The sequence below is a fragment of the Chryseobacterium contaminans genome (assembly GCF_001684955.1).
Taxonomy (GTDB): domain Bacteria; phylum Bacteroidota; class Bacteroidia; order Flavobacteriales; family Weeksellaceae; genus Chryseobacterium; species Chryseobacterium contaminans.
In genome coordinates this window covers 1-11,985 of record NZ_MAYF01000020.1, presented here as the reverse complement: position 1 = coordinate 11,985, position 11,985 = coordinate 1, and the positions used below count along the sequence as shown (strand labels likewise).

At 33.6% G+C, this 11,985-nt stretch carries 13 protein-coding genes and 1 tRNA gene; 5 read left to right on the top strand and 9 right to left on the bottom strand.

Annotated features, from left to right (window positions below; translation table 11 throughout):
* The 6 genes from BBH99_RS02370 to BBH99_RS02345 form a co-directional block, all read right to left on the bottom strand.
* Positions 1 to 557: response regulator transcription factor (locus BBH99_RS02370; protein ID WP_083188718.1), on the bottom strand; the 557-nt coding region annotated here is incomplete at its 3' end.
* Positions 557 to 2,257, bottom strand: a complete 1,701-nt coding sequence (locus tag BBH99_RS02365; protein ID WP_228390725.1) for a sensor histidine kinase — start codon at positions 2,255 to 2,257, stop codon at positions 557 to 559. The genes BBH99_RS02365 and BBH99_RS02370, both read right to left, overlap by 1 nt.
* A 374-nt stretch (positions 2,258 to 2,631) precedes the next feature.
* A complete protein-coding gene (locus tag BBH99_RS02360; protein ID WP_066691431.1) occupies positions 2,632 to 3,399 on the bottom strand; it encodes a LytR/AlgR family response regulator transcription factor in 768 nt (255 codons plus the stop codon).
* Between the two features lie 3 nt (positions 3,400 to 3,402).
* Entirely contained in the window at positions 3,403 to 4,425 is a 1,023-nt protein-coding gene (locus tag BBH99_RS02355) for a sensor histidine kinase (RefSeq protein WP_066691428.1), read from the bottom strand.
* A gap of 65 nt (positions 4,426 to 4,490) precedes the next feature.
* Complete coding sequence (locus BBH99_RS02350) at positions 4,491 to 5,234, bottom strand: hypothetical protein (protein WP_066691427.1); 744 nt, start codon at positions 5,232 to 5,234, stop codon at positions 4,491 to 4,493.
* A 262-nt stretch (positions 5,235 to 5,496) separates the two neighbouring features.
* Positions 5,497 to 6,081, bottom strand: coding sequence for a hypothetical protein (locus BBH99_RS02345; RefSeq protein ID WP_066691423.1), 585 nt, complete (start codon positions 6,079 to 6,081; stop codon positions 5,497 to 5,499).
* Between the two features lie 303 nt (positions 6,082 to 6,384).
* Between BBH99_RS02345 and BBH99_RS02340 the strand changes: the two genes are divergently transcribed.
* Positions 6,385 to 6,469, top strand: a tRNA-Ser gene (locus BBH99_RS02340).
* Between the two features lie 395 nt (positions 6,470 to 6,864).
* Here the strand turns inward: BBH99_RS02340 and BBH99_RS23125 are convergent.
* Together BBH99_RS23125 and BBH99_RS22215 are read right to left on the bottom strand one after the other, a co-directional pair.
* Positions 6,865 to 7,011, bottom strand: coding sequence for a bacteriocin-like protein (locus BBH99_RS23125; protein ID WP_419716425.1), 147 nt, complete (start codon positions 7,009 to 7,011; stop codon positions 6,865 to 6,867).
* Between the two features lie 24 nt (positions 7,012 to 7,035).
* On the bottom strand, positions 7,036 to 7,179 hold the full coding sequence (locus BBH99_RS22215) for a bacteriocin-like protein (RefSeq protein WP_164975735.1): 144 nt from the start codon (positions 7,177 to 7,179) through the stop codon (positions 7,036 to 7,038).
* Between the two features lie 547 nt (positions 7,180 to 7,726).
* On the opposite strand from BBH99_RS22215, the gene BBH99_RS02335 reads away from it, so the two are divergent.
* The 4 genes from BBH99_RS02335 to BBH99_RS02320 all read left to right on the top strand — a co-directional run bounded on the left by BBH99_RS02335 (position 7,727) and on the right by BBH99_RS02320 (position 10,854).
* Complete coding sequence (locus tag BBH99_RS02335) at positions 7,727 to 9,070, top strand: hypothetical protein (RefSeq protein WP_066691420.1); 1,344 nt, start codon at positions 7,727 to 7,729, stop codon at positions 9,068 to 9,070.
* 15 nt (positions 9,071 to 9,085) lie between these two features.
* Positions 9,086 to 9,691, top strand: coding sequence for a DUF6705 family protein (locus BBH99_RS02330; RefSeq protein WP_066691417.1), 606 nt, complete (start codon positions 9,086 to 9,088; stop codon positions 9,689 to 9,691).
* Between the two features lie 206 nt (positions 9,692 to 9,897).
* On the top strand, positions 9,898 to 10,188 hold the full coding sequence (locus tag BBH99_RS02325) for a DUF1272 domain-containing protein (RefSeq protein ID WP_066691413.1): 291 nt from the start codon (positions 9,898 to 9,900) through the stop codon (positions 10,186 to 10,188).
* Positions 10,189 to 10,245: 57 nt separating this feature from the next.
* Positions 10,246 to 10,854, top strand: a complete 609-nt coding sequence (locus BBH99_RS02320) for a hypothetical protein (protein ID WP_066691410.1) — start codon at positions 10,246 to 10,248, stop codon at positions 10,852 to 10,854.
* A gap of 74 nt (positions 10,855 to 10,928) precedes the next feature.
* Here BBH99_RS02320 and BBH99_RS02315 read toward each other — a convergent pair whose 3' ends face one another.
* Positions 10,929 to 11,303: a VOC family protein gene (locus tag BBH99_RS02315; protein ID WP_066691408.1), complete on the bottom strand. Its 375-nt coding sequence runs from the start codon at positions 11,301 to 11,303 to the stop codon at positions 10,929 to 10,931.
* Between the last annotated feature and the right edge of the window lie 682 nt (positions 11,304 to 11,985).

The window sequence follows — 11,985 nt, the reverse complement described above, 5'->3', positions numbered from 1 at the left end:
TTTTGCTTTATATTTAAATTATTCGCAATTTCAAGATTTCCGAGTCCGTCCGCATAGAGTTCCGCAATCTGCAGTTCTCTTTTGGTTAGGCTACTCAGCGGGCTTATTACACTCGGATTGTAAATGAACTGCACCAATAAATTTCTTGTCAGATCAGAAAAATATTCTCCTTTCTCAATAAACTGTGCAATAGCTTCCCTTACTTCTTCTTCTTCACTCAGCTTACTAAGATATCCGTTAGCCCCGGCTTTTATAAACTTAAGAGCATACAGGTCTTCTTCAAGTCCTGTAAAAACAAGAATCTTGATATCAGGGTTTGCATTTTTCATTTGGGGCAAAATATGGAGGCTGTTACCTTCCGGAAAATGAGCATCAATAATAGCCATTTCAATTCCTTTGGTCTCTACCAGCTCTACAGCCTGCTGTAAAGATGAAGTATGATACACTTTGGCATTGGGAACAATATCACTAATAACAATTTCCATTCCTTGTCTTACAATACTGTGGTCATCTGCTAAAAGGAAAATGATTTCCCTGTTTTCAATTGGCATTTCCATTATTTATTATTGATATTTAAGTTGATCCTGAATGTTACCTGTGTTCCTTTGTGAAGCTTACTGGAAACAGAAATTTCCCCATCAAACAATTCTACAATTTCCTTTACAAGATTCAATCCTAATCCTACTCCCAGGTTATCTACCTCATCTGAAACAGTTCCCTGGTAATAAGGATCGAAAATCTTTTTCAGATCAGATTCCGAGATCCCTACTCCGGTATCTCCAATGGTTGTAATCAGGGTAATTTTGTCTTTTCCTAATGGCTCCGTTGTCATCACAAGATCAATTTTCCCATTTTCCGTATACTTGTTGGCATTTCCCAGAATGTTCATAAAGATCTGATTGATTCTGATATTATCTGAGAAAACTTCAATACCTTCTGGAATTCTGTCCGTTACTGCAAATTTATTGTTCCTGGTCTCCAGATAAGGGGAAATTACTTTTACAATAGAGCCGATTTCTTCTTTAAGATTAAAAGCAGACTTTATCAGTTTCTTTTCAGCATCCTGATTTTTTGTATATTCCAGAATCTGATTAGATTGCAGAAGAAGGGTGCTGTTAGTAAATTTAATAGATTTCAGATAATCTTTAATGGTTTCATCTCCTGTTGATCTGTAAATTTTATCAATAAAGATATTGATGATCTTCAGTGGAGACCTTAAATCATGGCTCAGCATTCCAAGTATTCTGTTCTTGAAGTTCAGGTTATTCTTAATTTCTTTATTGGCTGCATCAAGCTTTCTCTCGTAAATGAAAGCCACCCTTGTAAAATACATAATAAGAATAGATACAATGAACATTAGCACCATCAGCCCAAGGACAAGGTATCTTCTTATTTTATTATTGTCAGAACTTTGCTTGTTATATTCCTTTTCTAGTTCAGATTTGAAATCTTTGATTGCATTTTCGTATACATCAATCAATCCGTTACTATATACCAGTAATTTACTGAAATTACTGTAAAACTGCATATTTTCGCGCTGATTTTTGATGGCATACTGCTGTGCTTTCTTAACTTCAGCAGCATAATGCTTATCCATAGATTTTAAAGCCTTATCCATTTCCGTCTTTACATTGGAAATGTCTATGGTTTTATTATTTGTTAACGTAATTACGGTGCTTTCTTTCTGAACATTTACTTTACCGGTGATAGCATCTTTCAACCGTCCCATAAAACCTTTCTTCTTGATGGTATCTGCATAAGTATGTGTCTGTATGTTGAAATTCTCAAAGTCATTCTTATACTTTTCAGGCTCATACTGCTTGTTCTCGATCTTTGCAGGTGGCTTCAGAGAGGTTTCATATACTGAATCTATAAGGGTTTTCAGTTTGGTTACCTTAAGGGTATCCATTTTATGTTGGGCCAAACTATTCTTAAGTCTAGGGCTGGTATTTTCATACTCCCCGATCTTGTCAAAATTCTTTTTAAGTTTTCTCAATGACTCAAAATAGAGCTGAAGATCTTTATTATCCTGGCTCACCATATATCGCTGAAGATGTTCCTGAGCATCAATAAAATCTTTTCTTGAATTGTCCGTAAGTCCTCCCAAAGCCCTGCTTTCTTCCAGCTGCGTCTTAATAAACTGCAACTTTTTCTCATTCACGAACTCATTGTAAAAAAATACACCTATAATCACCTGTATCAATAAGATACACATAATCAACGAGTAATGAACAACTTTTCTTAATTTAAAATTCAAGAATTTATATTTCATATCTACTGCCAGGTAAATTAATCTTCCGTTTTCCTAAGTCTCTTTTATTAGTCTTAAATAATATAATATTATTAATAAAAATTCAATAATTACTATATAATATTTAATTGGCAAAGTTAAAGTAATTTTTGTCTACTTAATAATATAAAATTTCTGACAAAAGCAGGAAAACACAAGTCTAATTTACATCAAAAAGCCCACAAAACCTAAGCTTTTCATTAATGTATTTATTTTTTTTTAGAATAGATGTAAAAAAAGCTCTTTATCAAAATATTTTAAGATATGTTTTTATAGGGATCGGGATGTATAAATTTAAGACCATATTATTTATAATTAATGATTGATCAAGAGGACTTAAGCTAATCTTCAATCCATTTACGAAAAGCAGAAGTACTTCCCTGGCTTGTAATCAGATGGATTTCCTGCCCTTTCATCCGAATAGCCAAAGTATTTTTATTATACCGTTCTATCCTTTCAATATGCTGCTTCTGCACAAGTTCGCTCCGGTTGATCCTGAAAAATTCTGAAGGGCTGAGAAGGGCTTCTATATCTTTTAAGGTAGATTCATGGAGCAAATGTTTCTTCCCAATGATATCGACTGCGAAGACAATACCTTCATTTGCTTCAAAAAAGGTTATATCTTCTGTATTCAGAAAGTAAATCCCCTGATGAGCGTTAACTGTAAAACGTTTTTTATAGTTTTTTTCCTGCTTGTTATTATTCAGTATCTGCTGAAGTTTCACTAATACTTCATTCTCTTTAGAATCTGTTTTTTTGAATAATAAATATTTATCCCATGCTTTTTTGAAACGATCCTGGGTAAAGGGTTTTAAGAGATATTCAATTCCGTTACTTTCAAAAGCATTCATCCAGAACTGATCGTAGGCTGTGGTAAAAATAATCGGACAGGTAATGCTGATCTGTTCATAAACTTCAAAAGCATTTCCATCCAGGAGTTCAATATCTGAAAAGATAAGATCAACCGTCATGTTTTCGAGAACATTAACAGCCGTTTCTACAGTATCAATTTCTGCAACCACTTCTACTGGCTCATCCAATTCACTGATAAAACGTTTTAATTTATTTCTGGCAGGAATTTCATCCTCAATGATGACAACTTTTATCATATCTTATTCGGGAATTATAGGGATTATGGCTGTGAAGTCTGTTTCTGTTTTTATAATATCCAGTTTCTGGTCTGTAAACACAGAATATTGTTCTTTAAGATTATTCAAAGCTCTTCCTGAAGTTGTTTTGATGCTTCGTTTAGGAATTGTATTATTGGTTACCGTAATATTCTTTCTAACATGAATTTTAATAATAACGGGGTTGGATTGGCTTCCCAGATTATGCTGAACAGCATTTTCCAATAACAATTGTAAAGAAAGCGGAACTATATTTCCTGCTATATCATCATGATCTATTTGCAATGTATATGCACTTCCATATTTATATTCTATCAGACTAAAATATTTTTCAACAAAAGCCAGTTCTTCCTTCATTGAAACCAACTTTTTATCGGAAACATCCAGAACATAGCGATAGATCTCTGCAAATTCATTCAGAAAATCGGAAGCTTTATATTTATCTTCTTCTATCAGCTGATCCAAAACATTAAGATTATTAAACAGAAAATGAGGGTTAAGCTGCGTTTTCAGCTGATTGATTTTGCTGTCTGACAAAGCCTGTTCATATAGCACCAATTTTTTCTGATACACTACGTTCTTTTTATAATAACGGTAAGCCAGAAAGAAACTGCCATAAATAAAACCGTCTATTAAATCAGAAAAAGTTGTAAAGATCAATGTTTCTCTATTGAAGTTTTTCTCAATAGTCCCAAACGTAAAAGAAATCAGGAAGCTTATGGCTTTCATCACCAAAAGATAAACAACCAAAGAAGAACTGAATATCTTAAGAATTTCTCTGAGGCTGAAAGTGGATGATTTCTGCCAGCTTTTAATAAAGAAATCGATCACAAAAAACAAGATACAGGAACTGATAAAAGTAGCTACGGCAGCTTCAGGAGTAAAAATATACTTGTCCAACGTTCCTCTAATTGCAATTCGGACATGAATAGACTGTATATAGGCAAACAAAAGGACAAACAGCAGAAAATATCTGTTTTGGCTTATTTGTTTTAAAATGTTTTTCATGTTATTGCCCGTTAACTTCTTCACAAAAATAGCCCTATATTTTTTATAGGACTACTTCTTACTTATTATTTTTTCTTTTCCGGAAATGAGGCTAAAATATTCCCCTTGTCATCCAGAAAATCCAGCTTGGCTTCATTGTTTTTGTCTACACAGAATCTGGCACGGGGTTGCCCTTTGCTGTCGAATAAAAACAATCCGTTATTTTCATCTTTGGTTTTCCCCAGCATCATTCTTGGGGTTCCTCCTATAAGCCCCTGCTGTTCATATTCTTTATACTTTTTCTTCAAAGCCTCCGGATTGTTTTGCAGTTTATCCAATTCTTCCATGATTTCACCTGTCTTTACCTGTGATTCTTTCACCGGACGGTCGTTGAAATAAAGTCCACTGGATACAGATCTTTTATCCCCTTTCATATAATCCTGCGTCAACAGCTGCATTACCTGATCACCATCATATTGGTCATAAGTAAGCGACAATCCTGAGCTGTGACCGTTTTTATTTTTCTGTCCATCATAGATAAAACCGCCACATTCTATTCCATCTTCGTTGAAGAACAACATTCCTGAACGTTTTTTTCTGGTCTTATTGGGAGCGGTTCCGTTTACTTTTTCTTCTCCGGACGGAAACCTATCAACGTTGGTGATAATCATTTTTACAGTCCCGTCTTTTTCTACTACATTGATTCTTTCCACATCAATTTCTGTAAATTTCTGATGTCCATCTGTTTTGAATGCTGAAGTTGTTAAAAAAACGATGCCCATAACTGCTGTAAAAGCAAATGTTCTTAAAAAAATTAATTCCCTGTTCATGATATTTGTTGTTTAATATTTTCATTTTGATGAATCAAAGCTACTCCAATTGCACTGCTTGTTCAATGAAAAAATAATGAATAAAGGAAATAAAGAGATGAATAAAGGAATTTTGAGAATAAATAGCTAAAATAAAGGCTGAAAACCAGAAGAGGGAAACAGGAAGTTATTTTTAGGTATTATCACCACAGTTACCTTACAAGTAAAAAAGCTCTGACTTATTTCATAAATCAGAGCTTCTCTATTATTCTTGTAGAGGCGTTTACAGGCTAAAGTTATCTAAAAGACTTTTCAATTCTTCAAGGGAAATATTATTTCCTGAGGCTACTACTCCATATCGGTTTCCTTCCAGATACTGGATACTTGTCATTTTATCACTTTCATACATACTGTGATCAAAATAAACCAACCATCCTTTATAATTTTTAATATTGGTTTTATCTCCAGGTTCCTCAATTGCCTTCAGCTCAAGATAGTTTAAAAGGCTTCCTTTCACTTGTTCCGCTCCGGCTCCAGCTCCATCTGTTACCATTAAATATACATTCTGAGATCCTTTTGCATAGTTTGCCGTGGCGTATGATCCTGTTTCTTTATCTTCAAAAGCAGCAACTTCTGTAAGTTTAAAACCGTTAATTTCTTTTTTAAATTTGCTTTTAAAATCATTGGCATTAACAGGCTTTAATTTTTTCAGCTCTTTAGCTAGATTCTCAACTTTTACGGAATCAGAATCATTTTTTACATATTCTATAGCTTTTTCCAGAGGTTGATTGGCTAAAGCAGAGTTAGAGCCTAAAGTGAATGTTAAAGCAAGCCCTAGAATTCCTGTTCCCAGATAAGATAATTTCATAAATAATTAATTTTTTAGTCTGACAGGCATTGCAAAAAATGCACCAAATAAAAATCCGGAGATCAATTTCTCTTTCCTGCCTCTTTTTTATCCAAAAGCATGAAAGTTTTTTATTCAAAAACTCGATGAACAGGAGCAAATAAATAGAATGCTTCGTTACTTTATAAGAAATGATAAAAATAATCAATCTGATTTTTAGTCAATTATTACGCTGGGTTAAAATTTCTACAGAAAAAGTTTTGCGGAAATTAAAAATCGTTCTATATTTGCACCACTAAAAACAACGATACTATCGGAGTTTAAGGAGAGTTGGCAGAGTGGTCGATTGCGGCAGTCTTGAAAACTGTTGACTGTAACAGGTCCGGGGGTTCGAATCCCTCACTCTCCGCAGAAAATTTAAAACCTACTGTAATCAGTAGGTTTTTATTTTTTTATGATATAATCTATTTTAGCTGCTATTGTATTACATAATGTACCATTCTACCATTAGCAGGCAGGTTACGACAGTCATCCCAACCATTTTTTATCAGGATATAATGGGTTATATAGTCTGATTAACAATAACATGATTATGCATCAGTACACAATTACTGGCAATATAATAATTAATATAAGATGCCTTACCTACAATTATCATAGTTGGTTATTACATCATATTTCATTAAAGGAGCTTTCACAAACTGATAAGCTGTGCCATTTTTTGCAACGTATTGACACTCTTTCACAGAAAAACAAAGCCTTAAATCAATCAATTTAAGGCTTTGTTTATTAATATATAAGCTATTAGCTTAATATGTCACAGGGTGCTACACAATACACCCAAGGACATCTTTTTATTCCTGGAGGTGGACAACACGCCTCTGAACAGCTTACTGCACCACCATTGATACCTTTCAGCTGATCCCTTGAAATTTTTCTACAATTTTTCATAGTCAAGTCAGATTAGGTTATAATTTAGGGTTGATTTCCGCCGCCACATCCATCGTAGGGCATGCATTGCCATTTTCCGCCAATTAAGCATATTTGACCACCAGGGCAGTTGATGCCTCCTTTAATTGATTTCATTTCCTGTCTGTCGATTTTTTGTAAATTTTTCATAATATTTAGATTTAATGAAAGACTAAATTAATTAATTTTCACTAATCCAAATTAAATTATTTTATAAAATTATTATAAAATTTATCTTATGTTTTAAGAATTTATATTTCACAACATAATAAATTGAGAGTTAAATATTCGATTGTATTTCCTCTATACCTTCCAAGAAGGTCTTTCATTAAAAGAATCTCTTCATTGTCATAAACAATTCCTTTTCTCCTCTCTCCTATTTTGAAAATGCTCTATCGCTTCAAAACCTAACTAATAATAAATATTCTTATTATCGACCTTGCCTCTCATCAATCTCAAACAATTCACCCCAGGTTTTCTTACATGATTAGAAAACTAATACTTGTAAATATTTCTATTTATTCACTCTTTATCTCTTCCCTACTAAAATAGGGAGAAACTCATAAGCAAAAATATATCACTATACACTGATAAAACTCATCTTTATTAGTCTACAAATTAAGTAGAGAATAATATATATTTGCTCCGGGAATTACGACAAATCCCAGTAATATTAAATAAAGACTATTATTAGCCTATGAAAAAAAACTATTTCTCAGCTTCTGTGTTGGGAGCACTTTCATTATTTTTTCTAATTTCATGTCGAGTGGAAGATGATTTCGTCCAAAGCAATACACCGCCTGAAGAAAAACGATTTGCTGCATTCTGGACAACAGATCAAGCCAAAACTGTTAACTACGCAAAAGCATTTGAAGGCGTCCTTAAAGACTATGGAGAAAGTTCAGGTAAGGAACTCTATGGTGTAAAACCCAAAAATGATGGCACACATGTAGATTTTAACGTATTTTCCCAAACAGTAGCTTTACCGGAAGGTGGTTATGCTGTTTTATTTCCTGTAGTTAAAAACTCGAAAACTATCGATATCCTTATTGCGTCCATTGATAAAGATGTGAAGAAGTTAGGAATTCATCTGTTGGATAAGAGTATTGCTCAGTATGCAGATATTTTTAAAATTCTAAATGAAAGAGTTCGCAAAAATTTAAATTTAGAGACATCAAGAGGAACAATACATGAAATTGACCCTGTTATCATTCCCTGGAACCCCAACCATGGTGGAGGCTGGACTGGTGGTTTTGGTGGTGGTTCCGGTTCTGGCGGCGGTGGTAGTGAACCTACCTGTTCAGAGGTGTATAGAATGGCTACTCAGGAAAGCTTGTTTGGAAGATTACCGCCAGCACAATGTATAGATCCTGTAGGTGGTGGCGGAAATGGCAGCCCGGCATTTCCTACTCTCCCACCACCAGATCCATGCAGTAGGCTAAAAGACCAGAAACAGGATGATAAATACCAGGCCAGTGAAAATTATTTGAAAACCAAGCTGAATGACACCAGCGAAAGTGGCTTCAGAGTTGGACTTCCTGTTCCAGGTTCAGGACAAGCATCAAATCAATATCAACAGCTTAGTAATACTCCGGGTACTAATCAACTGGATTTCAAAATATTCAATACTACTTTTGGAATTATGCACTCACATTATAATGGATTGATTCCCATCTTTTCTCCAGGAGATGTAAATTTGTATATTCAATTACTGAAAAATGCAAAAAATAATAACATATCTTTAAATCTTGTATTTGTTTCAGTAGTGACCGAAAGCGGAACCTACCAATTAAGGGGAGATAACAGTATCAATGTGGATGCATTAAATATGTACACAGATGCCCAGATTGCCACTTTAAATGACACATACACCAAGAGCTTAGGCAATCCCAATATTTCTACAGAAAGCCTGCAGCAGAAGTTTATGGATTTCCTAAAAGAAAATATGAATATCCCTGGCATGGAAATATATACTGTTGATGAAAATGGAAACAGCAAACAGCTTAATGAAAATGGTACCACTACTCCATGTCCTAATTAAAATAAATGTAAACAAATGAAAACTTTTTTAACCTCAATAGCTACCCTATTAACCATATCTATCCATGCACAGAAAGTACTGCCACTACACTCCAATGAAGCGCGTGTTTATGATGGCACTTACTATAAAGATTTAGATAATGAACTGACCCCTTACATAGGCACCTGGAAAGGAAGTTGGGGAGACAAAACCATTTACCTGGAACTGCGTAAAATAAAAGAACCCCTAACCAGTAAAAGCGGCAAAACAACTTATACCGATAGGATTTTCGGAGAAAGGAAAATTGTTACCAGTAACGGCAGCGTTATTGTTGACAGAATAACAAATTTTAGCCAAACTGATCCTGAGTTCTTTGGTCCATTTACAAGCTGGAAAGACAAGAAAACAAAGCTATTGGAATTTCATCCAAAAGATATGTGTACAGCTTATGTTATTTTAGACATCAATTTTTTAAATACCGAAAAAACCAAACTTTCCCTAAGTTCAAAAAGTGATTTACTTAGCCTTGGATCTCCTACTGCATTTGATGAATCAAAATGTTCTAAAGTAAAGGATCTTACACAAGGGACAAATTCTGCTATCCTTAATTTTCCAAGAGAGATTGTGTTAGTGAAACAATAACAGATTTCTTTGGTTTTTCATCAAAAAAAGATGTATAAATAGGCCGCCGCGTAAAAAGGCGGCTTATTATTTTCTATTTTCGTTCTGTCTTTCAGTAAATCATATTTTTATCACACAGAATTCAAGTAAATAATCAGAAGAATATGATTACATTATATCAAATTTAAGTTAACTTCGTGTCTCAAATAATCATATTTACTCAATACATGTTAGAGATAAGAACCAGCTGCGAAAATTGCCAGAAACCTTTACCTTATGATTCATCTGAAGCCATGATCTGTACATTTGAATGCACTTTTTGTAAAGATTGTGTTGATAATATCTTTAAAAATGTGTGCCCAAACTGTGGTGGTGGATTAGAAAAGCGCCCCATCAGACCCAAAAGTCTTCTTCCAAAATATCCTGTGAGCAATGAAATTGTATATCAACCAATTAACGAAGCTGAGTTCAAAATTAAACAAGAGAGATTGATCAACGTTCCTTTAGGAGAACGATAAAAACTTTTGTGATTCCTAATCTCTTTATCCAAAGCTGTAATATATTATAATTGAAATATGAAAAAATCATCATTATACATTGTCTTATTTCTTCTTTTATCTGCTGTGAATGCATATTCACAAAAAACGGCTGATAAAGATCGTTTCACATTTCAGGTACAAAGTGAAGAAGGAGATCTGAATAAGGATAAACAAAATGACAAAATTGTTGTAGAAATGGATGTGAAAGACGAGACCAGACCTTTGAGGCTGCAGATATTCCTTTCGCAACCTAATAAGAAGCTTGCATTAGCTGTATCTTCCACCAAAATCATTGAGAGCGAATATCCCGCCAATAAAAAAGGAGAGCATAACGGAAATAATATTCCGGATTTCATTATTGAAGATGGTAACTTAAAAATGCTTACTGATATCAATAACCGGAAAAGCAATTATGAATTCAGGTTTAACCAAAACAACTTCGAATTGATTAAAATTTCAAGAGCATTATGGGATGGAAAAAATACTACCTCTGAAACCGAAATAGATTTCCTAACGCAAACCAAATTAGAGTTTCAGCAGGAGCTAGGCTCAGATAAAATACTGAATAAAAAGACTCAAAAAATCAAAATAAAATCGTTGCCCAAAATTCAGGATTTAAGCTTTTCTGATTTGGAAAAATATTAAAATATTTCTTCATTGAAAAAATAAAGCCTACCAATTCCGGTAGGTTTTTCTTGTATTAGCGAAACATTTTGTTTTTATTTTAATGGCCTTTGCTGTACATTAAACACTGTACCGGCAGGATCCATAATCCAATGCATATTTTCCGGAATTTCCTCAATTTCATCACAGGTTTCCACTCCGTTTGAATGCATGTATTTTGTAGCTTCTTCAATATCCGGAACAGTAAGCTGCAGCCAGGTTTCTGAGTGGGTATAATTATCAACACAATCTAACCAAATGATATTGCTTCCAAACTTCACTTCATGGGTTCTGGATACTGTAGGATTATCAATTTCCTTTTCTTCCACGGGCAGCTTTAAAATATATCTGTAAAAAGCTACGGTCTTCTCATATTTACTTTTCGGAATTTTAATGGCGATATTGATTCCTGCTTCAAATTGAATGCTCATATTTAATACTTTTGTTTCAGTTGATTTTGTAAAGGTATGATATTGAGTCTTTGGAAGGCTTGCCTTATGATAAGAATAAAATCTAATTTCTTCCGTAAAGGTTCAAAAAACATCTATTTTTCGTTAAAGAATTAACTTATACGTTTAAATCGATTGGCCAACACATTGATTTTCAAATAAAAGAAATTTATATTTTGGATTAATTATTATATATAAAACAAAACCTGCTTCTTTTGAAACAGGTTTTTACTTTTCCGGAAATCAATAGGATATTATATTTTATATTGATATAATTAATCCAGACTTGCTCCCGGTCTTGAGTTTAAAAAAATTCTCAAGTAAGTATTCATGGTTATAGTTTATTGTTTTCGTTGAAATAAAGTTTCATCTAACTGAGGAAAACAATGTAGAAATCCATTAGAATGGATCCCTGATAATCAACCTGTATTTTCTTCATCAGTTTTGAAAAAATCATCATTTGCGTTTGATGAATAATAATCCTTATATATATGTTGATCTACCAAAAGCTAAAAAGAATCAGTAGCATCATTATCATTTCCCATCAATACAATTCATGAGACAAAACTAACAACAGAAAATGATAAAAAATTGTAAAAATGGAACATCATGAAGGATGGCAGCAGATGCCAGAAAAGGGTGTCCTCCTGCCCTAATATAGTTC